The organism is Skermania sp. ID1734 (genome assembly GCF_007489285.1).
Lineage (GTDB): Bacteria > Actinomycetota > Actinomycetes > Mycobacteriales > Mycobacteriaceae > ID1734.
Genome location: NZ_VLIY01000003.1, coordinates 166,701 through 190,836, shown reverse-complemented (window position 1 = coordinate 190,836; position 24,136 = coordinate 166,701). Strand labels below are relative to the sequence as shown.

At 67.0% G+C, this 24,136-nt stretch carries 23 protein-coding genes and 1 other RNA gene; 15 read left to right on the top strand and 9 right to left on the bottom strand.

Annotated elements, in window-relative coordinates; genetic code table 11:
- Positions 1 to 24 precede the first annotated feature (24 nt).
- The 8 genes from FOS14_RS04945 to FOS14_RS04910 all read left to right on the top strand — a co-directional run bounded on the left by FOS14_RS04945 (position 25) and on the right by FOS14_RS04910 (position 7,601).
- Positions 25 to 996 carry an alpha/beta hydrolase gene (locus FOS14_RS04945; RefSeq protein ID WP_143769163.1) on the top strand — a complete coding sequence of 324 codons (972 nt, stop codon included), beginning with the start codon at positions 25 to 27 and terminating at the stop codon, positions 994 to 996.
- The gene (locus FOS14_RS04940; protein WP_143769162.1) at positions 993 to 2,567 is read left to right on the top strand and encodes a succinic semialdehyde dehydrogenase; all 1,575 of its coding nucleotides are present in this window, start codon (positions 993 to 995) and stop codon (positions 2,565 to 2,567) included. Before FOS14_RS04945 ends, FOS14_RS04940 begins: the two co-directional genes overlap by 4 nt.
- A gap of 113 nt (positions 2,568 to 2,680) precedes the next feature.
- Positions 2,681 to 3,520, top strand: a complete 840-nt coding sequence (locus FOS14_RS04935; protein ID WP_143769161.1) for an oxidoreductase — start codon at positions 2,681 to 2,683, stop codon at positions 3,518 to 3,520.
- A gap of 130 nt (positions 3,521 to 3,650) precedes the next feature.
- Positions 3,651 to 4,493, top strand: a complete 843-nt coding sequence (panB, locus tag FOS14_RS04930; protein WP_143769160.1) for a 3-methyl-2-oxobutanoate hydroxymethyltransferase — start codon at positions 3,651 to 3,653, stop codon at positions 4,491 to 4,493.
- Positions 4,494 to 4,497: 4 nt separating this feature from the next.
- Entirely contained in the window at positions 4,498 to 5,313 is an 816-nt protein-coding gene (locus FOS14_RS04925) for a phosphotransferase (RefSeq protein WP_143769159.1), read from the top strand.
- A 19-nt stretch (positions 5,314 to 5,332) separates the two neighbouring features.
- Positions 5,333 to 5,761 carry a hypothetical protein gene (locus FOS14_RS04920; RefSeq protein WP_143769158.1) on the top strand — a complete coding sequence of 143 codons (429 nt, stop codon included), beginning with the start codon at positions 5,333 to 5,335 and terminating at the stop codon, positions 5,759 to 5,761.
- Complete coding sequence (pip, locus tag FOS14_RS04915) at positions 5,761 to 6,726, top strand: prolyl aminopeptidase (protein WP_185981633.1); 966 nt, start codon at positions 5,761 to 5,763, stop codon at positions 6,724 to 6,726. Before FOS14_RS04920 ends, pip begins: the two co-directional genes overlap by 1 nt.
- A complete protein-coding gene (locus tag FOS14_RS04910; protein ID WP_143769156.1) occupies positions 6,723 to 7,601 on the top strand; it encodes a CHAD domain-containing protein in 879 nt (292 codons plus the stop codon). Before pip ends, FOS14_RS04910 begins: the two co-directional genes overlap by 4 nt.
- Here the strand turns inward: FOS14_RS04910 and FOS14_RS04905 are convergent.
- The 3 genes from FOS14_RS04905 to rnpB all read right to left on the bottom strand — a co-directional run bounded on the left by FOS14_RS04905 (position 7,598) and on the right by rnpB (position 9,918).
- Positions 7,598 to 9,010, bottom strand: coding sequence for an RNB domain-containing ribonuclease (locus FOS14_RS04905; protein ID WP_143769155.1), 1,413 nt, complete (start codon positions 9,008 to 9,010; stop codon positions 7,598 to 7,600). The genes FOS14_RS04910 and FOS14_RS04905 overlap by 4 nt on opposite strands.
- 7 nt (positions 9,011 to 9,017) lie before the next feature.
- A complete protein-coding gene (locus FOS14_RS04900; protein ID WP_143769154.1) occupies positions 9,018 to 9,353 on the bottom strand; it encodes a hypothetical protein in 336 nt (111 codons plus the stop codon).
- A gap of 151 nt (positions 9,354 to 9,504) precedes the next feature.
- An RNA gene (gene rnpB / locus FOS14_RS04895) (RNase P RNA component class A) lies at positions 9,505 to 9,918 on the bottom strand.
- 46 nt (positions 9,919 to 9,964) lie between these two features.
- Here rnpB and FOS14_RS04890 point away from each other — a divergent pair.
- Genes FOS14_RS04890 through FOS14_RS04880 form a run of 3 tightly spaced genes read left to right on the top strand, consistent with a single transcriptional unit; the run spans position 9,965 to position 11,936 of the window.
- Complete coding sequence (locus tag FOS14_RS04890) at positions 9,965 to 10,528, top strand: DUF1697 domain-containing protein (protein WP_143769153.1); 564 nt, start codon at positions 9,965 to 9,967, stop codon at positions 10,526 to 10,528.
- Complete coding sequence (locus FOS14_RS04885; protein ID WP_255450073.1) at positions 10,525 to 10,977, top strand: MaoC family dehydratase N-terminal domain-containing protein; 453 nt, start codon at positions 10,525 to 10,527, stop codon at positions 10,975 to 10,977. Before FOS14_RS04890 ends, FOS14_RS04885 begins: the two co-directional genes overlap by 4 nt.
- A gap of 11 nt (positions 10,978 to 10,988) precedes the next feature.
- Positions 10,989 to 11,936 (top strand): hypothetical protein, encoded by a 948-nt coding sequence (locus tag FOS14_RS04880; RefSeq protein WP_143769152.1) that lies wholly within the window; start codon positions 10,989 to 10,991, stop codon positions 11,934 to 11,936.
- Between the two features lie 2 nt (positions 11,937 to 11,938).
- Here the strand turns inward: FOS14_RS04880 and FOS14_RS04875 are convergent, their stop codons facing one another.
- Genes FOS14_RS04875 through cobC form a run of 4 tightly spaced genes read right to left on the bottom strand, consistent with a single transcriptional unit; the run spans position 11,939 to position 15,905 of the window.
- Positions 11,939 to 13,006 (bottom strand): bifunctional RNase H/acid phosphatase, encoded by a 1,068-nt coding sequence (locus FOS14_RS04875; RefSeq protein WP_143769151.1) that lies wholly within the window; start codon positions 13,004 to 13,006, stop codon positions 11,939 to 11,941.
- The gene (locus FOS14_RS04870; protein ID WP_143769150.1) at positions 13,003 to 13,740 is read right to left on the bottom strand and encodes a zinc ribbon domain-containing protein; all 738 of its coding nucleotides are present in this window, start codon (positions 13,738 to 13,740) and stop codon (positions 13,003 to 13,005) included. The genes FOS14_RS04875 and FOS14_RS04870 overlap by 4 nt, the downstream gene beginning before the upstream one ends.
- Positions 13,741 to 13,755: 15 nt before the next feature.
- Complete coding sequence (locus tag FOS14_RS04865) at positions 13,756 to 14,853, bottom strand: Nif3-like dinuclear metal center hexameric protein (protein WP_143769336.1); 1,098 nt, start codon at positions 14,851 to 14,853, stop codon at positions 13,756 to 13,758.
- Positions 14,854 to 14,873: 20 nt separating this feature from the next.
- A complete protein-coding gene (gene cobC / locus FOS14_RS04860) occupies positions 14,874 to 15,905 on the bottom strand; it encodes an Rv2231c family pyridoxal phosphate-dependent protein CobC (protein WP_185981619.1) in 1,032 nt (343 codons plus the stop codon).
- Between the two features lie 23 nt (positions 15,906 to 15,928).
- Between cobC and FOS14_RS04855 the strand changes: the two genes are divergently transcribed.
- From FOS14_RS04855 to FOS14_RS04845, 3 genes are read left to right on the top strand one after another with little or no spacing between them, the layout of a single operon-like run.
- On the top strand, positions 15,929 to 16,591 hold the full coding sequence (locus tag FOS14_RS04855; protein ID WP_143769149.1) for an HAD hydrolase-like protein: 663 nt from the start codon (positions 15,929 to 15,931) through the stop codon (positions 16,589 to 16,591).
- Complete coding sequence (locus FOS14_RS04850) at positions 16,584 to 17,075, top strand: low molecular weight protein-tyrosine-phosphatase (protein ID WP_143769148.1); 492 nt, start codon at positions 16,584 to 16,586, stop codon at positions 17,073 to 17,075. Before FOS14_RS04855 ends, FOS14_RS04850 begins: the two co-directional genes overlap by 8 nt.
- Complete coding sequence (locus tag FOS14_RS04845; RefSeq protein ID WP_143769147.1) at positions 17,063 to 18,013, top strand: SURF1 family protein; 951 nt, start codon at positions 17,063 to 17,065, stop codon at positions 18,011 to 18,013. Before FOS14_RS04850 ends, FOS14_RS04845 begins: the two co-directional genes overlap by 13 nt.
- Here the strand turns inward: FOS14_RS04845 and FOS14_RS04840 are convergent.
- Together FOS14_RS04840 and smc are read right to left on the bottom strand one after the other, a co-directional pair.
- Positions 17,957 to 18,922: a cobalamin biosynthesis protein gene (locus FOS14_RS04840; protein WP_143769146.1), complete on the bottom strand. Its 966-nt coding sequence runs from the start codon at positions 18,920 to 18,922 to the stop codon at positions 17,957 to 17,959. The two genes, FOS14_RS04845 and FOS14_RS04840, sit on opposite strands and share 57 nt — an antisense overlap.
- A gap of 51 nt (positions 18,923 to 18,973) precedes the next feature.
- The gene (smc, locus tag FOS14_RS04835; protein ID WP_143769145.1) at positions 18,974 to 22,591 is read right to left on the bottom strand and encodes a chromosome segregation protein SMC; all 3,618 of its coding nucleotides are present in this window, start codon (positions 22,589 to 22,591) and stop codon (positions 18,974 to 18,976) included.
- Positions 22,592 to 22,736: 145 nt separating this feature from the next.
- On the opposite strand from smc, the gene FOS14_RS04830 reads away from it, so the two are divergent.
- Entirely contained in the window at positions 22,737 to 24,128 is a 1,392-nt protein-coding gene (locus FOS14_RS04830) for a hypothetical protein (protein WP_143769144.1), read from the top strand.
- Positions 24,129 to 24,136 lie beyond the last annotated feature (8 nt).

The following is a 24,136-nucleotide window of genomic DNA, read 5'->3' as shown; positions in this document are numbered from 1 at the left end:
TAGCAACACAGAAGGAGATTCGCGATGACCGACGTCCAACCGGTGCTCGAGCCCGCGGCGGCACAGTTCGCCAAGGACACCGACACCCCGCCGTTCCTGTTCCAGTTGCCGCCCGAGGAGGGCCGCAAGACCGTCGATGAGGTCCAATCCAGCGAGATCGACAAACCCGACATCGACGAGGAATGGATCACCGTCGAAGGCGGCCCCACCGGCACTGTGAAGGTCCGCATCGTCAAACCCGCCGGCGCAACCGGGACGCTGCCGGTCGTGTTCTTCATCCACGGAGCCGGCTGGGTGTTCGGCAACGCCCACACCCATGACCGACTCGTGCGCGAACTCGCCGTCGGCGCGAACGCCGCCGTCGTGTTCCCGGAATACGACCGCGCACCGGAAGCGAAGTACCCGACCGCGATCGAACAGAACTACGCCGCCGCGCAGTGGGTGTTCGCCCACGGCGCCGAGAAGGGGCTGGACGCGTCGCGGTTCGCGGCGGCCGGAGACTCGGTGGGCGGAAACATGACCGCCGTACTGACCCTGATGGCGAAGGAGCGCGGCGACGTCCACATCAGACAACAGGTGCTGTTCTATCCCGTCACCGACGCCAACTTCGACACCGATTCCTACCACCAATTCGCCGAGCACTACTTCCTGGCTCGCGAAGGGATGCAATGGTTTTGGGACCAGTACACCGAGAACGACGCCCAACGCGAGGAAATCTACGCCAGTCCGCTGCGCGCCTCGACCGAACAGCTCGCCGGTCTGCCGCCCGCGCTGATCATCACCGGCGAAGCCGACGTGCTGCGTGACGAGGGCGAGGCCTATGCGGCCAAGCTCCGGGCGGCCGGTGTTCCGGTCACCCAGGTGCGGTTCGGCGGGATCATCCACGACTTCGTCATGCTGCACGCGCTCGCGCACACCCACGCCGCGCAGACCGCCATCAAACTCGCCCAGGACACCCTGCGCGACGCCCTGCACGAAGGGACAAACCAATCATGACCGCACTGCATGGGCGCGCCCGCGACACGGTCGGCACGGTCGACCTGCACGAGTTGACCGCTCGCGTCGTGGCCGCCAACCCCGATTCGCGCATCGAGGTGCTCGACGCGATGACCGGCACCCGTCTCGGGGACACGCCCCGCTGCACACCCGAGGATGTCGCGACGGCTGCCACGCGAGCCCGGGCTGTTCAGCCGGCGTGGGCCGCCCGGCCGGTCACCGAACGCGCCGCGATGCTGCTGCGGTTCCACGATCTGGTCCTCGAGCGCCAGGACGAGGTTCTCGACCTGATTCAGCGCGAGAACGGCAAAGCCCGCCGGCACGCGTTCGAGGAGATCATGGACGTTGCCCTGGTCTCGCGCTACTACGCGCACACCGCCGCCGACTACCTCAAACCCAAACGCCGCCAAGGGGCCCAGCTCGCCTTGACCCAGGTGTCGGAACTGCACCATCCCAAGGGCCTGGTCGGGGTCATCTCGCCGTGGAACTATCCGCTCACTCTCGGGATCAGCGACGCGCTTCCGGCAATCGTGGCCGGCAATGCCGTGCTCACCAAGCCCGACCAGCAGACCCCATTCGCCACCCTGTGGGCCGTGCGACTGCTCGAGGAGGCCGGCATGCCAGCCGGTCTGGTGCAGGTCGTCACCGGATCCGGCGCCGAACTGGGTTCGGCGATCATCGAACAGTCTGATTTCCTCATGTTCACCGGGTCCACGGCTGTCGGACGCACCGTGGCCGCCCAGGCCGGCGAGCAGCTCATCGACTGCTCGATGGAACTCGGCGGCAAGAACGCACTGCTGGTCCTCGATGATGCCGACATCGGCAAAGCCGTCGACGGGGCGGTGCGCGCCTGCTTCTCCAACACCGGGCAGCTGTGTATTTCGATCGAACGGATGTATATCCCGGCAACGATGTGGGACGAGTTCACCACGCGTTTCGCCGCGGCGACGAAGGCGATGAAACTCTCGGCCGCGCTGGACTATTCGGCCGACATGGGATCACTGATCAGCCAGAAACAGCTCGACACGATGACCCGCCATGTCGACGACGCGGTCGGCAAAGGCGCCACCGTTCTCGCCGGCGGCAAACCCCGCCCCGACCTCGGCCCCTACTTCTACGAACCCACCATCCTCACCGACGTGCACGAGGGCATGACCGTGTACGCCGACGAGACCTTTGGGCCGCTGGTGTCGCTCTACCGCGTCGACAGCGAGGACGAAGCGATCGCCAAGGCCAACGACAGCGAATACGGCCTCAACTTCAGCGTCTGGACCTCGGATCCCGCCCGTGGGCGCCGCGTCGCCGCCCGCCTGCAGGCCGGCACGGTGAACGTCAACGACGCCTACGCCGCTGCGTGGGGATCGGTCGATGCTCCGATGGGCGGGATGAAGGCCTCCGGCATCGGACGCCGACACGGCGAGCACGGCATCCTCAAATACACCGAGTCACAAACCATCGCGGTGGAGCGGCTGCTTCCGGTCGGTGCTCCGACCGGCCTGGACCCGGCTCGTTACGCGCGAATCGTGACGAGGGCACTGCGTCTCTTGCGACGGACGCCCGGCGTGAAGTAGCGGCGCCGAGATCATGGCTACGGACACGTCTACTCGACAGACGCCTCCGTAGGCATGATCTCGGTGCCCGAAAGTGTGATCGGTGTCAACATTTGCGAGTAGAGTCTGCTCGCATGACTGTTGTCCTCATCACAGGTTGTTCGAGCGGCATCGGAGCGGCCACCGCGGCGGAACTCGCTTCCGACGGCCACACCGTCTACGCGACCGCCCGGCGCCCGGAAACACTGACGTCGCTAGCCGAGAAGGGTTGCCGCACACTGGCGCTCGATGTCACCGACGAAGAATCGATGGCCGCGGCAGTCGCTGCGGTCGAGGCCGAACACGGATCCGTCGGCGTCCTGGTGAACAACGCCGGCTATTCACAATCCGGGGCCGTCGAGTCGATCCCACTCGACAACATCCGAAAGCAGTTCGAAACCAACGTCTTCGGGCTCATCCGGATGAGCCAACTCGTGCTGCCGGGCATGCGCAAAGCCGGACAGGGACGCATCATCAACATCGGCTCGATGGGCGGCAAACTCACCTTTCCCGGCGGGGGCATCTACCACGCCACCAAGTACGCGGTCGAGGCCATCTGCGACGCGATGCGGTTCGAAGTACAGGGCTTCGGCATCCAGGTCGTGCTGATCGAACCGGGCCTGATCACCACCGAATTCGCCGACACCGCCGTGGGATCAGTCGGCAACCTCGATGACGGGCCCTACGCCGATTTCAACGCGCGCGTCGGAAAGGTCACCGCCGATATTTATCGGAGCGTGGTTGCCAAGGTCGCCGGCGGCGGCCCCGATGCCGTCGCCAAAGTCATCCGCAAAGCGGTCGACGCCAAGCGACCCAAGGCGCGCTACACGGTCACTCCGAGTGCCACGCTGGGGATCCTGCAACGCCAACTCACCCCGGACCGCGTCTGGGACCTCGCCATGCGCGCGCAATTCCCGGTCCCGAGCAAGGACTGACGCCGCTGATGTGATCAACCGCACTCGCCTAGCCCCTACACGTGGCGAATGCGCTGGTGGCAGACTTGGCCCTGTCAAACAAACCCGGGGACCCGCCATGGGCCTCGAGGCAGACAGAGAAGAGACAACGATGTCCGAAAATTCCCCTTACGGTGCATCTGCGACCCCTAGGTCGGCCAAGCGCAAGACCCGCGTCCAACACCTGCAGCAGATGAAGGCTGAAGGCCAGCGCTGGACCGTCCTCACTGCGTACGACTACTCCACCGCCGCGATATTCGAAGAAGCCGGCATCCCGGTCCTGCTGGTGGGCGACTCCGCCGCCAACGTCGTCTACGGCTACGACACGACCGTTCCGGTCACCATCGAGGAACTCGTGCCGCTCGTGCGTGGCGTCGTCCGCGGCGCCCCGCATGCGCTGGTGGTCGCGGACCTGCCGTTCGGCAGCTACGAGTCCTCCCCCGAGCAGGCCCTCGCCACCGCGACCCGGTTCATGAAGGAGGGCCAGGCGCACGCCGTCAAGCTCGAGGGCGGCGAGCGGGTGGCCGAACACATCGCCAAGATCACCGCCGCCGGTATCCCGGTGATGGCGCACATCGGCTTCACCCCACAAAGCGTCAACACCCTCGGCGGTTTCCGCGTCCAGGGCCGCGGTGACGGCGCCGAGCAACTGGTCGCCGATGCCATCGCCGTACAGGAGGCCGGCGCGTTCTCGGTGGTCATGGAGATGGTGCCCGCCGAACTGGCCGGTCAGGTGACCCGCAAGCTGACCATCCCGACTGTCGGCATCGGCGCCGGCCCGGAATGCGACGCCCAGGTGCTCGTCTGGCAGGACATGGCCGGTTACACGCACGGCAAGACGGCCAAGTTCGTCAAGCGCTTCGGCAACGTCGGCGACGAACTGCTCAACGCGGCGCGCAACTATGCCGCCGAGGTGGCCGCCGGCACCTTCCCGGCGGCCGAGCACAGCTTCTGACCTCGTGCAGGCTGCACCGCTGCTCGACTGGGCACACGACGTGCTCGCCGCGCGCGGTATAGACATCGTCGGCGACCCCGACGAGACCCGGCGCCGGCCGTGGTCGCTGCTGATCCGGCTGCCGACCTCGGCCGGTTGCCTGTGGGCCAAGGCCAACGCCCGCGCGTTCGCTCATGAGGGACCGCTCATCGCGACACTCGCCCGCCTGCAACCCGGCACCGTTCACGCCCCAATCGCCGTAGATTCCGATCGCGGCTGGCTGCTCAGCAGCGACGGCGGCGAAACCTTCACCGGCACCGATGAACAATGGACCGACGTCGTGCGGCGGTACGTGCACCTGCAACAAACCAGCGCGGCGCATCTGGACGAGCTGCGGGCTACCGGTACCCCGTTCCTCCCGCCGGATCGCTTGCTCGACATCTACGCGCACTACGAGGCAGCCGCGCCCGGCCTCGCGGCCGCGATCGAGCATTACGCGCAGATCTTGACCGCGACGGGCCGGATCACCGTCGAGCACAACGATCTTCACGCCCGCAACGTCTTTGCCAACGGCGCGCTGTTCGACTGGGGTGATGCCGCCCTGACCCACCCGTTCCTGTCGGTGCGGATGCACGGCGGCAGTTGGCGCCGAGCATTCCTCGACGCATGGAGCAACACTACCCCGGTCGATCCGGTCGAAATCGACGCGGCGCGCAGGCTGGCTCCACTGATCGGGCTGGTGCCGTGGATTACCGTGGACCCCACGATGGAGTTGCGCGCGCAGGCCGTCACGATGCTGCTCGACGCCTTACGTGGCGCCCTCCAACCGCATCCCGGCTAGAAACGAGGTCAGGCGAGGAATGCCGAAGCGCCCATTGGTTCTGCTTGCCGCACTTGCCGTTACCGCGGTAGCCGCCGGCTGCAGCATGAACACCACCAACACCGCCGACAGCGGTTCGGTGACCACCACCCCGCCGCCGGCACTGCCGACCACCACCGCGGCCGCCGCGCTGCCGCCCAACATGACCGAGGCCGCGGCGCAGAATCTGTGCACCTCGATCTCGGCGGAGCTGTCGAACTGGCGGGTGCAGGGACCGACCCTCGGAAAGCCGGGTCTGAACATCGTCGTGCAGACGTGGGCCGCGCACAACGGCGCGGTCAACCTCGACGTGCTTCGCGACCGCACCCTTGTCGACGCGGCGACCGTCGCGACATGTCCCGACATCCGGGCAAAAGCCATGGAAGAGTTGCAGATTCCCGACCTGGCAACGGCGTTGGTCGGCCTGTGATAACCGAACTACGCGAGCTTTATCCCGACATCGACCCGTACGCGCACGGCTGGCTCGATGTCGGGGACGGCCAGGAGATCTACTGGGAGACAAGCGGAAACCCGGACGGCAAACCCGCGCTGTTCGTGCACGGTGGCCCAGGCGGCGGTACCACCGGTGATCAGCGCCGCTTCTTCGATCCGGCCGCCTACCGAATCGTCCTGTTCGATCAGCGCGGATGCGGTCAGTCGAGACCACACGTCGCCGACGGCGCCAGCCTGGACACCAACACCACCGACCACCTGATTGCCGACATCGAAGCGCTGCGCACGCATCTCGATATCGAGCGCTGGCTGGTGTTCGGCGGCTCGTGGGGATCGACACTGGCCCTCGCCTACGCTCAGCGGCATCCAGAACGGGTGACGGAGCTGGTGCTGCGCGGCATATTTTTGCTGCGTCGCTCCGAAATCGACTGGTACTACAACGGTGCGGCCGGCAACATCTTCCCGGAGAACTGGCAGCGCTTCCTCGCTCCGGTGCCGGAATCGGAGCGCGACGGCGACCTGGTGGCCGCATACCACCGCCTCCTGTTTTCGTCGGACGAAGAGGCGGCGACGAGGGCGGCGATCGCCTGGTCCACCTGGGAAGGCGCGACCAGTACCTTGCTGCCCCAGCCGGATCGGGTGGCCGAAAGCGCCGAGCCACGATTCGCGCGGGCGTTCGCCCGGATCGAGAACCACTACTTCACCCATGGCGGGTTTCTCGACGAAGGTCAGCTGCTCACCAATATTGGTGCCATGCAGGATATTCCGGGCGTCATCGTGCAGGGCCGCTACGACATCGTCTGCCCGGCAACGAGCGCGTGGGAGCTGCATCAGGCGTGGCCTGCGTCGACATTGGTCATCGTGGACAACGCGGGACACGCCGCGGCCGAGCCGGGTACGACGCACGCGCTGATCGAGGCGACGGATCGGTTCCGGTCGTGACCACCGCCGGCTCAGCCGCAACAGCCGCGGTCGCAAGCGACGTCGAGCGTCTGCTCGGCGCCGAACCGGCTGTCCGCCAGGACGAACCCGATTCCGTCCACCAGATGCGGGTGGCCACCCGTCGCCTGCGCAGCGTGCTGCGGTCCTACCGCAGCGTCTTCGACAAGGCCCAGGTCCAGGAGCTTCGATCCGAGCTTCGCTGGCTCGCTGGAATTCTCGGCGAGGCGCGCGACGCCGAGGTGATGGCCGAGCGGCTCGAGACGCTGCTGGCGGCGATCGGATCGGATCTCATCTTCGGTGACATCACCGATCGTTTGCCGCGGGCGCAGCGCGCGCATTACACAGCGGCACACACCGTCGTCGTCGATACCCTCAACGGCACCAGGTACCGGGAACTGCGCTCGGCACTCACCGATTTCATCGAACGGCCGCCTGTTTCGGCAAGGGCCGATCAGCCAGCGGCCGAGGTGATGGCGACGGCACTGCGCAAGGACTACCGCCACTTGCGCGACCGCGTCCGCGCGGAATTCGCGTCCACGCCGCAGAATCGCCTCGACGCCCTACACGCGGTGCGCAAGGCGGCGAAGCGATTGCGGTACGCGGCCGAGGCCGCCAGCCCGGTGCTGGGCGAGCCTGCCGAGCGCGTCGCCGGGGACGCAAAGTCGCTGCAATCGGTTCTCGGCGATCACCGTGACGCGGCCGAGTCCCAGGAGCTCATTCTGCGCGAGGCGCAGGCGGCACGAGCCGCCGGTGACGACCTGTTCAGCTACGGAGTGGCTTACATGGCCGAACGCCAGCAGGCGCACCGCATTATCGCCGACTATCCGCGTGCGCTGGAGGTGCTCACGCTCGCCTGTGCCGCGTTGGGTGACTAGTGCCCTGAGTAGTCGAACTCGACTGTGCGCGTAGCTGTATCGGCGCGGGTGAGCTTGACGATGATCTTCGTGCCCTCGGGCGGGTGACCACTGCACTTGGCGAACACGGGCGGTGCGGCGACGAATATTTCCGCGTCACGCTTACCGTTTGCCGGACGGACGCCGGTAGCGCTGAACGACTCCCCTACCCGGTCGGCGAGCACGTACGCCTCGGTCCGGTCGATGCACGCGCGTTCGACCTTTGCCGCCAGTGCATCGGAGCCACGCATCGTCTCGGGCAGCCCGGCAAGTCCCGAGCGCACCCAGTCCGGCACCGCCTTGTCGGCGTCGACTGCCAAGCACACCTCGGTGGCGTAGCGATCCGCCAACCGCCGCAGCGGTGCGGTCACGTGGGCGTACGGCGCAGCAATGCCGGCGTGCTCGACGTGGTCGGGCACCGAGTGGTCGAAGGCAACGTAGTCGGCCCCGCGCAGCAGGGTGGTGGCCTGCGACATCAGCGCGAGCGTGGTGGTGGCCGTCGGGTCGAGGCCGGCGAGCATCTCCCCGACCGACATCGTCGCGGGCCAGGTGACGCCGAGCGCCTGCGCGGTCTTGCGCAGCTCATCGATGGCCTGCGGATCGGGTGACGGCAAGGTGCGCAGCAGCCCGATTCGGGCGCGAATCATCAACTGTGCCGCGCACATTCCGGTCAGCAGCGATATCTGCGCATTCCACGCATCGGCCGGGGTGCGCGGCGACAGCACGAGCCGCCACCGCGCGCTGCCGTCGGGCACCACGTCCTGTTCGGGCAACCCCAGTTCGATGGCACCGCGCTCGATGGCCAACCGCTGGCGCAGCCGACCCACCTCGGGTAGCGCCGCGATCGACGGGTGCAGCGTGCTCGCCTCGGCAGCAGCCTGGACTTCGGCGTAGTCGAAGCGCTGCACCGAACGAACCAGCGCCCGCTCTACCGCAAAATTCGTCACCTGCCCCGCCGCATCCAGATCTATCGTCCACAGCACGGCGGGGCGGACTTGTTCCGGCAGCAAGCTCGCGCTGCCTTCGGACAGTTCCCGCGGATGCAACGGCACCGACCCGTCCGGCAAATACAGCGTCTGCCCGCGCCGGTGCGTCTCGACATCGAGTGCGCCACCCGGCACCACCACCGATGCCACGTCCGCGATGGCGTAGCGCACGACGAATCCGTCGTCGCGCCGTTCGAGATGCATGGCCTGATCGAGGTCCATCGATCCCGGCGGGTCGATGGTCACGAACGGGATGTCTGTGCGGTCTGCCCGTTCGGCGCTGTTTCGGTCGCTCGTTGCGCGCGCCTCGGCGAGCGCAGCGGCGGGAAAGTCGGCCGGCAGATCGAATTCGCTACGGACAGGGGCGAAGTCGAGCGCCGGCGCGACGATGCGTCGAACGGCCACGCGAGCGTTATTCCTTGAACGCGACCATGGTGCCGCTCAGGTCGTCGAGCGGGCCGTACGCGGTGAAGCTCACCCGTCCGGCCGGGTACTGCGAAGAAAGCGCGACCGCAGACTCGAAGGTCTGCCCGAAGGACTCGGCCGACGGGTGCGGCAGCCGCGCCATCGCAATGCCGACGTGGTTGTCGTGCGCCCACACTGTTTCGGCGTGGTTCAGGTCAACCTCGACTCCGCCCGGCAGCGGAGTGATGCCCAAGGCCGATGCCGAACCGGCGCCCACGACACTGATGCCGGCGATTGCACCCATGGCCAGCATCCCGGTTGCGAGCGTACGAACAAGCCGCATTGCGAATTCCCCTAAGTTGTGACGACTGACTTTGTGACTTTGGCCAATGACCGCGAATGTGGTCAGTGACCGCTTCGCCACACAGTATGACCTGTGTCACCGGTCAGCACGCAACCGGCTTGCGTGCCAGCGAATAACCGGCGAAAGCGGGCGGACGAGTTGGCCTGTAAGCCGGATCCTGTGACCAGCTAGATTGCTGGTCGGCGGCCATCCATCTGGACACACCGTCACCGGGTGCCTCGAGCGGTCCACCCGCAGGCTCAGGCGAGCAGCCCTCGAACGCCTGCGCAGCCGCACCGCACGCGGTGCGACCTTCGACCTTGCTCCGGGCGGGGTTTACCGAGCCGTCCCGGTCACCCGGGACGCTGGTGCGCTCTTACCGCACCGTTTCACCCTTACGCACGACCTCGATCGCGCGCGGTCTGTTTTCTGTGGCACTTTCCCGCGAGTCGCCTCGGGTTGCCGTTAGCAACCGCCCTGCTCTGTGGAGTCCGGACTTTCCTCGATGCCGAGCCTGCGTGCACCCGCACGTGGTTCTCGGCGCCGCGGCCGCCCGGCCAACTCGTCCGCACGCTTAGGGTACCCGTCATCCTGGCCTAAGGTGTATCAGCATGGCAGCCAAAGCAAATCGCACTTCCGGGGCGGACGGGAACCGTTATGCCGCGTTCTTGCGCGGCGTCAACGTCGGCGGCATCACCATCAAGTCAGCCGATCTGCGAAAGGTGTTCGAAGAGTTGGGTTTGCGCGAGGTCCGCACCGTTCTCGCGTCCGGCAACGTCGTGTTTGAATCGACCAGCACGGACGCTGCAGCGCTGAAGCGCACGATCGAATCCGCGCTGCGCACCGCCTTCGATTACGACGCGTGGATAGTGTTGCTGCCGGTCGACGAAGTGCGCGAGATCCTCGCCGCATACCCGTTCGATCCCGAGCGCGCCGACTGGCAGCCCTACATCATGTTCGCCTCCGACACCGCAGTGCTCGACGAACTGAATGAGCTGGCACCACAACTCGATCCGGATCGTGAGCGGATACAGTTGGGCCGCGGCGTGCTGTACTGGGAGGTGCAGCGCGGACACACCCTCGACAGCGTGTTCGGCAAGGCCAGCAGCAAGAAGAAATACAAGTCCACCACGACCACGCGAAACGTCCGCACGGTGCAGAAAGTGGTTGCGTGACTGCAGAAGAAGGCGCCGCGCCGCTGCGCGAACTCGGCGACTACCTGATCGGTAGCCACCACCGCTACAGCGACTACTACGAGGTGGGTCGGGAAAAGATCCGCGAGTACGCACGCGCCGTCCAGGACGCCCACCCCGCCCATCACCGTGAACCCCTGGTCGCCCCGCTCACCTTCACCTCCAGCTTCGGGATGCTTGCGGTGGTCGAATTCTTTGTAGCCCAACGCATCAAGGTGGACTTCGAGCGCATCCTGCATACCGAACAGCGGTTCGTCTACCACCGGCCGCTGCAGGTCGGCGACCGGCTGTATTGCGACGTGTACTTCGACGCCTACCGGGAGGTGGGCCCGAGCGCCACCATCGTTGTGCGCGCCGAGATCACCGACGTCGCGGGGGAGCCCGTGCAGACCATCACCGCCTCCCTGGTGAAGGCGACCGGTAGCCGGTAGGCTCCCCCGTTATGGCTGTGGCCTGGTCCGACGACGTCGATGACGTCATTCGCGGAGACCTGACGTGCGGGCTGGGCTATGTCACTCCCGCCGGTGGCGCGGTAGTCACCGCGGTCGCACCCATCGGCATGCGCGACCGGGACGCCGGCACCGTCGGTTTCACCACCTCACTCGGGTTCGGCCGCAAGCTCGAACGGATCAAGGCTGACCCCAAGATCGCGTTGGCCTACCACGCCCGCGAACACGGTATCGGCGCGGCGGACAACGAGCACTACGTGCTGGTCCAGGGCATCGCGTCGTTCGAGGCCCATCCCGACCAAGAGTTGCTCGAACGCGTCGGTGCGATGAGCGTGCCCTACCTGGGGGCACCGCGGCGGGGACCGTTCTGGGACCGCTGGCTGCGCGCCTACTACGCCGACCGGGTAGTGGTCACCGTCGCGGTCACGCGGATCGCGACATGGCCCAACCTGGCGGCCGACGGTCGACCGGAGGTGTCCGGCGAACCGATGCCCGAGCAGGATCCGGCCGCGCAGCAGCCACCCAAGAATGGCACCCGGCCGCGGGTGGACGCGGTCAAGACGGGCGAGCGGGCTATCCGGCTACCGCACTGCCTGCTCGCCTACCGGCAAGCCGACGGTTACCCGATCGTGCTGCCCGTCAAGGTGACCGGATTCGGGGTCGACGGCGTGCACCTGAAGGTGCCGGCCGGCACAGCCGAGGGCGGTCGCCGCGCGGGCCTGCTCGCGCATGCCTACCGGGCCAAGCTCATCGGTCTCGAGTCCCGACAGAACACCGGCTGGCTCGAGGTGAGCGGCGTGGACGCCGTGTATTCGCCACATACCCAATCCGGCTTCGCGGCCCCGCCGAACAAGACGATCCTGTTGCTGGGCAACGGGTTCCTCGCGCGCCGCGGCCTTGCACAAGCACGTAAGACCGGCCGGATCGACGCGTTGGCCTGAGTTCAGGTCTGCAGGAACGACGTGTCGTTGACCAACCGCACCGCCGCCGCACCGTCGGCATAGAACTCGGCGATACTGAGCGACGCGAGGTCGAGGTGCAACCGGTACAGCAGCGACGGGCCCACGTCGAGGGCCAGCTGCAGCAGCGTCTTGATCGGCGTCACGTGGCTGACCACCACCACATTGGTGGCGCCGTACCGCCCTGCGATCGCATCCCGCGCCTCGGTCACGCGCACCCGCACCTCGTCGAAGCTCTCGCCGCCCGGCGGTCGCACTGAGGTGTCGCCCAGCCAGCGCGCGTGCAGCTCCGGATCACGTTGCGCCGCTTCGGCAAACGTGAGGCCCTCCCAGGCACCGAAGTCGGTCTCGGTGAGCGCTTCCATAGGGTAGAGCTCCACGTCGAGCATCTCGGCGACAGCGGCCGCGGTGGTTCGCGCGCGATCGAGCGGCGAGGTGACGACGGCCGCGATGTGGCCCTTACGCGCCAGGTGCTGGGCAGCCGACTTGGCTTGTCCGCGTCCGATATCCGTCAGCGGTGGGTTGCCACGGCCCGAGTAGCGACGCTGCACCGACAACTCGGTCTGGCCGTGGCGCAGCAGCAGCATGCGGGTGGGCGTGCCGGTGGCATTTGTCCAACCGGGCGGCTTGCTGGTTGCGGCCGGTTCCGCGCCGTCCATCGCCGCATTGGCCAACCGGTCGGCGTAGGCGTTCTCCGAGCGAGGCACCCAGATGAAATCGACCGAGCGGAACTGGGCGAGGAGTTTCCGCGCTTGTGCGGCCAGCTCGATCATGTCGGGATGCTTGACCTTCCAGCGCCCGGACATCTGCTCGACCACCAGCTTGGAATCCATCCGGACCTCGACGTCGGAGGCGCCGAGTTCCTGCGCCGCGGTCAATCCCGCAATGAGCCCGCGGTATTCGGCGACGTTGTTGCTCGCGATGCCGATGCCGGCGCTGCGCTCGGCCAGCACCTGCCGGCTCTCGGCGTCGAACACCACCGCGCCGTACCCGGCGATGCCGGGGTTGCCGCGTGAGCCGCCATCGGCCTCGACTATGACGCGAGACGTCACAGTCCGGATTCCTTGGTGCGCACTAGAATCGTGCCGCACTCGGGGCAATGGACGACGAGTTCCGGTGCAGCATGAGCAATTTCGGCAATGGCACCGCGGTCGAGCTCGATCCGGCAACCGCCGCAGCGCCGCGCCTGCAGCAGCGCCGCGCCGATACCGCTGCGGCTACGCCGACGGTCGTAGTCTGCGACAAGTTCGGTGGGCAGCTGGTCGAGAACCGCGGATCTATCTGCATTGCAACGTTGTTCGGCCACATTCAGGTCAGCCATCGCGTCATCGCGCCGTCGCGCGGCGTCGATCAGTTCATCCTCGGCGCGGCTGAGCTGAGCTCCAGCGTGCTGGTGGTCTGCTTCGGCGGCTTCCCGGCGCTCCATCACTTCGAGCAGTTCGTCCTCGAGCACCTGCTGGCGCCGGATCAGGGTGTCGAGCTCGTGCTGCAGCTCGGTGAGCTGCTTGGCGCCCACCGTCCCGGCCGCGAGCATGGCGCGGTCACGTTGCTCGCGCTTGCGGACGCCATCGACCTCGGTCTCGAGCTTGCGGATGTCGCGGTCGAGGTCGTCCATGGCGATCTCGACGGCTACTGCGGCATCCTTGCGCGCCGTCTTTTCCGTTTCGAGCCGGTCCACTTCCTGCTGTTCCGGCAGTGATTTACGCCGATGCGCGATGCGGGTCAGCTCGGTGTCGATCTTGGCGAGCTCGAGCAGTTGGGCCTGAATCGATGGTTCGACCTTCACGCGGACACCGTACCGCTAACAACCCAGCGTCCACGGGTCCGTCCGCAGCGGGCTGACCTCTACCGCGAGTTGACCGGGGAAAGCGCGTTCGAGCACCGCGGCGGCCTGCGCACACCAGGGCTGCTCGCTGGCCCAGTGCGCAACGTCGATGAGGGCCGGCCCGCCGCGACGGAGCTGCTCGTCGACCGGGTGGTGACGCAAGTCGGCCGTGACGTAGGCGTCCACGCCCAGCCGCGTGACCGCGTCGAGCAGTGAGTCCCCTGCGCCGCCGCACACCGCCACCCGCTCGATGCGCCGCTGCGGCTCGCCGGCTGCTCGCACACCCCAGGCGGTGGCCGGCAGCGCCGCGGCGACTCGCTCGGTCAACTGCTGCAGCGTCAGCGGCTCGGCCAGTGTGCCGACCCGGCCCAGACCGGTCGCCGTCGGCAGCGCGGCAAGTTCGAAGACGTCGAAAGCCGGTTCCTCGTACGGGTGAGCGCGCCGCAACGCCGCGAGTACGGCTGCGCGCGCAGACCTTTCGGCGATCATTTCGACGCGATCCTCCTCGACGTGTTCGAGTTGATCGATCGCGCCGATGGCCGGGTTCGCACCACCGAGCGGCCGGAATTGGCCGACTCCGCTTACTCGCCAACTACATTCGCGGTAGTCGCCGATTCGTCCGGCCCCGGCGTCGAACATCGCCGCCTGCACGCGCTCGGAGGCGTCACCCGGGACCATGACCACCCACTTGTCCAGTGCCGGTGCGGCAATCGGCTCGATGGGACCAGCGACGTCCAGGCCCAGCGCCTGCGCCAGCGCGTCGGATACCCCGGGAGCCGCCGAGTCGGCGTTGGTGTGCGCCGTGAACAGTGCGCAACCGCCCTTGATGAGCCGGTGAATCAGCGCGCCCTTGGCGGTGTGCGCGCCGACCGTATCGACCGCCCGCAGCAGCAGCGGATGATGGGCGAGCAACAGCTGCGCGCCGACGGTAAGAGCTTGCGAAACAACGGCTTCGGTGGCATCCACGGCCACCAGTACCCGTTCGACCGGGTCGGCCGGGTCACCACACACCAGGCCGACCGAGTCCCAGGACTCCGCCAGCCGTGGCGGATAAGCGGTGTCGAGAACCGACATGACGTCGGCAAGGGTCACAGTCACCGCATAACCTCCTGTAGAGCGTCGAGAAGGATCCGTGTTTGCGCCGCCGGACGTACCGCCACGCGCAGATAGTCCGGGCCCAGACCCGGAAAGGTGTCTCCGCGACGCACCGCAATTCCCTTCTCGCGCAGTCGTTTGCGCACCAGGGTGGCATCAGCGACGTGCAACAAGAGGAACGGGCCGGCAGCCGGTTGGGCAACCTCGATTCCGGCGTCGGTAAGCAGACGGATCATGGCGGTGCGCTCAGCGGCGATCTGACTGGCACGTTCGTCGGATTCCCGGACTGCGTCCGGCTCGCAGCACGCGGTGATCGCCTCGATCTGCAGCGTGCCCAGCGGCCAGTGCGCGCGGCCGCGAACCAACCGCGCGAGCACCTCTGGGGATCCGAGCGCGTATCCGCAGCGCAGCCCGGCGAGCGCCCACGTCTTGGTCAGACTACGCAGCACCACCAGGTCCGGATACTCTGCGCGGCTGAGCGACTCCAGCTCGCCGGGGACGGCGTCGGCAAAAGCCTCGTCCACCACGACGATTCGCCCCGGTCGCCGCAGCGACGCGATGGTCGCTGCCGGATGCAGGACCGACGTCGGGTTGGTCGGGTTGCCCAGTACCACCAGGTCGGCTTCCGCCGGAACCAGCGCCGGGTCCAACTCGTACGGCGGCGGCAGAACGACCCGCTCGATCGGAACACCGGCCGTCCGCAGGGCCACCTCCGGCTCGGTGAACGACGGGTGGATCACCGCGGCAAGTCTTGGCTCCAGTCGCGGCAGCATGGCAAAACCTTCGGCGGCACCGGCGAGCAGCAAAACCTCCTCGACCGCGCGCCCATGCCGTCGTGCGACCGTCTGGCGCGCGGCCATCTCGGCGGCGGCGCTGGGGTAGGCACCCAGCCGATCGAGTTGGCGCACCAACCGGTCGCGCAGCCAGGCCGGCGGCGCGGTCCCGCGCACGTTGACGGCGAAGTCCAGCATTCCCGGTTCCACCACCTCGGCGTCGCCGTGGTGGCGAAGCGCGGCCAGGCCCGGGTCCATATCGGGCAGCATACGATGAGCACGTGCCCAGGCCCGCGTCTCACCCGATCGTGCTGTTCGACCTCGACGGCACGCTCACCGATTCCGCGGCCGGCATTCTCGCTGGATTCCGCCACGCATTGCAGACAGTCGGCTTTCCGCCGCCGGACCACGACCGCAATCTCGTCGGACCGCCGATGGTCGAGTTGTTTCGCGAACTCGGACTACCTGAAGCGGATATGCCGCGGGCCACGGCGGCCTACTACGAAAGCTACGACGCGGGCGGCGGATGGGCCCGCAACCGCGTCTTCGACGGCATGGAAACATTGTTGAAACAGCTGTACAGCAACGGCTTTCGGATGGGTGTGGCCACTTCCAAGTCCGAGGTGCTGGCCAACCGCATCCTGAACCATTTCGGGCTCGCGGAGTGCTTCGAATACATCGGCGGAGCCAGCCCAGACCTGACCCGGCGCGACAAGGCGCAGGTCATCGCGCACACGCTGGCGGCCATGGGTAAGCCCGTGCGTAAGGCGGCGACCAGTGGCGTCGTCATGGTCGGCGATCGCGCCCACGACATCACCGGCGCGGCGTATTGGGGCATACCCGCGATCTTCGTCGAATGGGGCTACGGCGTGGCCGACGAGGGTGCAGGCGCTCAGCACCGGGTCAGCACGGTCGAACAGTTGGGAGCGTTGCTCGGTGTCTGACCTGCACGTCACCTTCGTCTGCACCGGCAACATCTGCCGTTCCCCGATGGCGGAGAAGATCTTCGCCTACCACCTGGCGGTCGAAGGACTCGCCGACCGAGTCCGGGTGAGCAGTGCGGGGATCGGCAGCTGGCACGTGGGCGACGACGCCGACCCCCGCACGGTCAGCGTGTTGCAGCGGTACGGCTACCCGATCGGCCATGTCGCTGCGGCGGTCGGGGCCGACCACCTCGACGCCGACCTGGTCATCGCACTCGACCGTGGCCACGACCGCGCGCTGGCTCGGCTCGGCGTGCCGACCGATCGGCGGCGGCTGCTGCGCAGCTTCGACCCCGACGCCGACACCGAGGATGTGCCCGACCCCTACTACGGCGGCGACGCCGGCTTCGACGAAGTCCGCGAGCAGATCGAGGCTGCGATGCCCGGTCTACTGATGTGGGTGCGCGATCGGCTGGCCGCTAACGTGGAGTCGTGCGAAGGCTGAAGTTTCTGCTCCGACCGGGCTGGTTGATTCTGGCCCTCGTGGTCGTGGCTTTCGCCTATCTCTGCTTCACGGTGCTCGCACCATGGCAGCTGGGCAAGAACACACGCACCGAGCACCGCAACAACCTGATCTCGCAGTCCGTGTCGGCCGCTCCGGTGCCCGCTGACCAGCTGGTCGGTCCCGAGCACCCGAAGGCCGACGACGAATGGCGGCGGGTGAACGCGACGGGCCACTACCTGAACAATTCGACGGTGTTGGTGCGGTTGCGGACGGATCGCGGCAATCCGGCGTACGAGGTGCTGACGCCTTTCCGATTGACCGACGGCCGAACCGTGCTCGTCGACCGCGGCTATGTTCCGACGATCGAGAGCGGCAGGCCAGCGGCCATCGCACCCGCCCCTACTGGAACCGTCACGCTCGAGGCACGAATCCGGCTGTCCGAAGGTGTCGTGCCCGGCAAAGCGCCCATCGACCAGGACGGCTACAAGCAGGTCTACTCCATCGACTCCGGACAAATCTCGAGCCTGCTCGGAATGCCATTGGCCAGTGGTTATCTGCAGCTGGACGAGAACCAGCCAGGCGTGTTGGATCCGGTCGGGCTACCGCAGCTCGATGCGGGACCATACCTGTCCTACGGGCTGCAGTGGCTCGCTTTCGGAGTGATGGCCCCGCTCGGTCTGGCCTACTTCATCCGGGCCGAGCTGCGCGAGCGGCGCAAGGACAAAAAGGGCAAGAAGCCAAAGAAGCAGGCAGTCACCGAACCAGCACCCTTCGAGGTGGCGGAACCCGTCGCGACCCCAGGAGCTCCCGAGCCGGCAGTACCCACATCAGCCGCTGACGCGACGGTGCCGAAATCTGTCGCTGACGCGACGGTGCCCAAATCAGCCGCTGACGCGACGGCCGCCAAACTGGCCGACCGCTACGGCAAGCGCCGCTGAACACAGCGCCGCTGCCGCCTGTACCGCGACGGAAAGCGTCACCGCGCGCCGCAGGTCCGCGACCACAGGTCTGCGACCGATCCACAACCTCGGCCGTAGCTCGACCCCGTGCGGATACACGGTCTGCCCGCCGAGCGTCACCCCGAGCGCACCCGCGGTGGCGGCCTCGACCACGCCGGCGTTCGGGCTCGGGTGGCGTGACGCGTCGCGACGCCATGCCCGCGCGGCCGCTCGCGTCGAGCCGTCGACACTCGGTGCCAGCGCGACGATCAGCGCGCCGGTTAGCCGCGCGGGGACATAATTGGCCGCGTCGTCGATTCGTGCGGCCGCCCAACCGAAGTTGCGGTAGCGCTCGTTGCGGTAGCCGATCATCGCGTCGAGCGTGTTGATTGCGCGATAGCCGAGCAGGCCGGCGGGACCGGCGAGCGCGCCCCAAAAAAGCGGTGCCACCGCCGCATCGGAGGTATTTTCGGCGATCGATTCCAGGGCCGCGCGAGCCAGACCGTCGGCATCGAGTGCATGCGGGTCCCGTCCGCACAGCGACGGCAGCAGCTCGCGGGCATCGTCGATGTCACCCCGTTCGAGGCGGTCGGCCATGGTGCGGCCCGTGCGCGCCAGCGAGGTGCCACCCAGCGCCGTCCAGGTCGCCGCGGCCGTGGCCAGCGTCCCAGAACAGCGGCTGCCGAGCACCACGCCCCCGACCAGCAGCCCCACGTGCGCCGCACCCGCCCAGCGTCGGTCGGCGTAGGTGTAGCGCTCCACGAGCAGCGCCGCGGAACCGAATCCGGCTACCGGATGCCAGCGCCGGGGGTCGCCGAGCGCGCGGTCGGCGGCGAAACCAAGCAGCAGGCCGAATGCACGGCCACCCAGGACTCGCCGCGCGCGTTTTTGTCGCGCCGCACGCCTCATCAGGCTCGCGCCGCCGCAAAAACCCGCGCGGCACTACCGGGACGGGCCACCTCAGACCTGCTGACCGACGAGGTCGGCGCCTCGCAGCCGCTGTGAGATCACCGTGGTGATGCCGTCGCCGCGCATGCTCACGCCGTAGAGCGCGTCGGCGATTTCCATGGTCGGCTTCTGGTGAGTGATGACAATCAACTGCGACTTTTCCCGCAACTGCTCGAACAGTCGGATCAGGCGGCGCAGATTGGTGTCGTCGAGCGCGGCCTCGACCTCGTCCATGACGTAGAACGGCGACGGGCGAGCACGGAAGATCGCGACCAGCAACGCCACCGCGGTCAGCGACTTCTCGCCGCCGGAGAGCAGCGAGAGCCGCTTGATCTTCTTGCCGGGCGGACGCGCCTCCACCTCGATGCCGGTGGTCAGCATGTCGGACGGGTCGGTGAGCACCAAGCGGCCTTCGCCGCCGGGGAACAGCGTCTCGAAGACTTGGCCGAACTCGCGCTCAACGTCCGCATAGGCGTCGGTGAAGACCTGCAAGATGCGGGCATCGACCTCCGCGACGACGTCGAGCAAGTCCTTGCGCGCCTTCTTGACGTCCTCGAGCTGGGTGGACAAAAAGTTGTAGCGCTCCTCGAGCGCCGCAAACTCCTCCAACGCAAGCGGATTCACCTTGCCGAGGGTGGTGAGGTCGCGCTGCGCCTGCTTGGCCCGACGTTCCTGCTGCGCGCGGTCGTACGGCATGGGTTGCGGTGCGATCACCAACTCGCCGCGCTCCTTGGCCTGCTCGTACTCGGCTAACTCGAGCGCGGACGGCGGCAGCGGCACGTCCGGCCCATATTCGGCGATGAGGTCGTCGAGACCGATGCCGAATTGTTCGGTGATCGACTCCTCGAGTTGGGAAATGCGCAAGGCAGTTTCCGCGCGGGCCACCTCGTCACGGTGCGCGGCATCGGTGAGCGAGTGCAGTTGGGCGGCGAGCCCGCGCACCTGTTCCTTCACCTGCTCGAGCTGGGACGCGCACTCGTTGCGCTGGGCGGCAAGTTCGTCGCGGTGAGAGACGGCTTCAGCAACAACGTCTTCGAGGTGCGCAGCGACCTCACGGCCCGACTCGGCGACCGCCGCCGCGACGGCCGCAGCGCGCTTGCGGGCACGCTGGGCTCGCTCGGCGCGCGCGCGGGCCTCGCGCTCAGCGCGAGCGGCGCGGCGCAGCGAATCGGACTTGCCACGAAGCGATTCCGCGCGTTGTACGGCACTTCGCTCGACGAGGCGGGCTTCCATCTCGACGGTCCGCGCCTCGGCGAGCGCCGCCGCCGCGTCTTCACGCTGCTGCCGCGCGACCTCGCTGCCGGCAAAGCCTTCGTCGTCGTCGAGTTCGGATTGCTCCTCCTCGGCGAGGGAGAGCCGTTCCTCCAGCTGCGCCAGTTCGGCGAGGGTCTTCTCCCGTCCGCGTTCGGCTTCGGCGCGTTGCGTGCTCAGCCGATCGGCTTCGGCGTTTGCCAGTCGTGCGGCTTGCCCGAGGCGGCCGAGTTGTTCGTAGACGGCGGCCATGTTGCGGTCGGATTCGTGCAGCGCCTCGAGCGCGTGCGCGGCGGCCTCACGTCGATCGGCTTGTTCATCGAGAGCTCCGGATAGTGCGGCCGCGAGCTCTTCGGCACGGCGCTGCGCCGAACGCAGCTCGTCGCGCGCGGCGTCGACGGCTGCCTGGATCTCCAATTGGCTTGGCGGCCGCTCGGATCCACCTGTCATCCACCCGGCGCCGACCAGGTCACCGTCGGTGGTCACGGCCCGCAGGCCGGCGTTATCTTGCACGAGATCCACTGCAGTAGGCAGAGTCTCGGTAATGACGACGCCGGAGAGCAAGGCGTTCAACGCGTTTCGCAACTTATCCGGGCAGTCGATCACGTCGGCGGCCCAGCGTGCACCTGCGGGGAGCGCATGAGAAGGCCGGTCGGCACCATTGCCCACCGCGCCGTAGACGATCGCTGCGCGCCCGCCGTCGCCCTTCTTCAAGGCCTCCACCGCGTCGCGCGCGGCACTGGCGGACTCGATGGCCACGGCGTCGGCGGCCGGACCCATCGCCGCGGCGATCGCGACTTCGAAACCGGCTCGCACCTTGAGCAATTCGGCCAGCGGCCCCAGCACACCGTTGTTCGAGCGGTGCTCGAGCAGCCAAGCGCCACCATCTTTGCGACCGAAACCCGTTGACAGCGCATCGATCCGGGCCCGCAACGACGCAACGCGCTGGCCCGCTTCACGTTCGGCGTCGCGTAACTCGGTGACCCGCTGGTCGGCGAGCGCCAATGCCTCCACCGCGTGCTCGTGCGCGGCGTCGAGGCCGGACTCCCCCGCGTCGAGTTCGCCCATGTGCGACTGCACGTCCTCGAACTCGTCCTGTGCCTCCTGCGCCCGCTTGCGCGCCGATTCGATCGCGGCGTCGAGACGCGACGCTTCTGCGTCGACCGACTGCGCCCGGGTACGCAGGGTGTCGACCTGCCCGGACAGCCGCGCCAGCCCTTCGCGCCGGTCTGCGACCGCGCGCATCGCAGCCAGGTGCGCGTGCTCGGCCTCCTTGGCGGTGTGTTCGCGTTCGGCGAGTTGTTCACGCGCAGACTCCAGGCGCGCGGCGGCCACCTCGGCGGCCTCGAGCAACTCGGCCTCCTCCTCCGCGACCCGCAGTGCTTCGGCCTCGAGTTGGTCAGGGTCGCGGCCCTGGTTCGGCACGGCCGCGGCTTCGAAGTGCCGGGCGCGCTCGGAAGCGATCCGGACGGTCGCGTTCACGCGCTCGGCCAATGCGGACAGCTGAAACCAGGTCTGGCCCGCGGCCTCGGTGCGCGGGGTCAGTCCGGCGAGCGTCTGCTCGAGCATTGCTTGGTGCTCGGCGCCTGCGTCGAGCGCGGCCTGAACCGCTTCCTGCTGGCCACGGATGAGCGCTTCCTGACTGCGCTGGTCGGCGAATTCCGCCCGTTGGGTAACCAGATCGTCGGCGGCCAGCCGCAGCCGGGCGTCACGGAGGTCGGCCTGCACGGTCTGCGCGCGCCGGGCCACCTCGGCCTGGCGGCCCAGCGGTTTCAGCTGCCGCCGCAACTCGGCGGTGAGGTCGGTGAGCCGGGCCAGGTTCGCCTGCATCGCGTCGAGCTTGCGCACGGCCTTTTCCTTGCGCTTGCGATGCTTCAGCACGCCGGCGGCCTCTTCGACGAAGGCCCGCCGGTCCTCTGGGCGCGATTCGAGGATGGCCGAGAGCTGGCCTTGGCCGACGATGACATGCATTTCCCGGCCGATGCCGGAGTCACTGAGCAGTTCTTGGACATCCATCAGCCGACACGAGCTGCCGTTGATCTCGTACTCCCCGGCGCCGTCTCGGAACATGCGGCGGGTAATGGACACCTCGGAGTACTCGATCGGCAGCGCGCCGTCGGAATTGTCGATGGTCAGTGTCACCTCGGCGCGACCCAGCGGGGCCCGCCCGGAGGTGCCGGCGAAGATGACGTCTTCCATCTTGCCGCCCCGCAACGCCTTGGCACCCTGCTCGCCCATCACCCAGGTCAGCGCATCGACCACGTTCGACTTGCCAGAACCATTGGGGCCGACGACGCAGGTGATGCCGGGCTCGAAGCGCAGCGTGGTAGCCGACGCGAAGGACTTGAATCCCTTCAGCGTCAGGCTCTTGAGGTGCATAGGTTCCAGAGCTTACTAAACGCGCAGGTAGCACGGATTGGCGCAGGTCAGCGCAGCGTCATTGTCATTCGTGTGACGGATACTGCTGACCGCGACGGCTGGATAACGTCCGATCGACATCGATCGGATGGAGGAGAGCGAACGAATGAAGCGCAGTCTGACCTGCTTAGGACTCGCCGTCGCTCTGTCTTTTGCCGCGGCATGCGGAAGCAGCGGGTCCGCGCACAAGCAAACGCCGACGGTGCCGACCACATTGAGTCCTGAAACGTCCGTGACACCGACTTCACAAGCGAATGCCGGACCGACTGTCTTCTCGGACGACCCGTTTGGCGACCGCACTTTTCTCAATCAACGCCACACCGTCAGTTCCGGGTGCTACGAGGGCAAAGTTCGCGAGCGACACCTTGCGGACTCTTCGCTACCCGATCCCGGCGTTATTGCGGTGTCGGTCAGCGATCCTGGGAGTCGTTGGCGCGTCGACGCACCGACGGCACCCTCCGGTACCGAAATCGTCGGGAGCTCATGCGTGATCACCGGAACGGGCGATGATCCGCGAATCACGTTTGCCGTCCTGAGGCACAAGAAGCCTTCCGGACTGTCGCCGGAGACATGGCAAGTCTGGCTGGAGCAATCTCGCCCTGCCAAATCGAACGAGGTGACGAAGAAGCTGGTTGTCGAACAGCCTTCCGACTTCGACAAATACGTCTACTTGTATGGAACCAACAGTGGCGTGATCGTCGACGCGGCCAAAGACGGGAACAGCTGGACGCATCGCGAGGATGACATCAAATTCTTTACCGACGACTCGCTGACGAATACGTGGTCAACGGTCGGGAGACTTGAGGGTGCCTCAGCCGCGACCGTGTTGATCTCGAAGACGGTCGTGGTCGACGACTACGGACAGACACAGTTCATCGTGGACAATGCCACCAATGGAAACCCCGTCTGGTCAGCAACGACCAAGACGGGCGCTTCAATCCTGAGCGTCGATTTCTTGAGCGAACAGGGCTATGGTTTGTCCTTCAGCGACCTGACAGGCGGTGTGCACCCGGATGCGGAAGGTGCCCTGTGGATCGACGGAGAAACCGGCAGACCGGTCGAGGTCGATAACAAAAATATCCACGGGATATACATCGATCGGTTGAGTCCACTGGCAATTGCTGGCGACACCGACACCAGCGGACTGTATTACTCCAAAGGGTTTGAGATTATCGATCGCACGGATGGATCGGTCAAAGCATCGATTGAAGAGTCCACCGCCGATCGTCTCCATATCAACGACATGCTCATCGCCGATCGCAATCTCTATATTTCCGGGGCATCACCGGACAATAGCCCTGTAGTGGACGCAATTTCGCAGGCGACCAAATCGAAGTCCTGGCAAGGTATTCCGATTGACAGGGTCGGCTCGACCACTGCGACGTGCGGCCGATACGAGAACTATGATGTTGCAATCCAGCAGGGCCCAGACGCGCCGGACAGTGGCCTGTTCGTCGATTACTACAAGTGTTCCCACGTCACGATCGCTCCCAGTTAGCCGACGAA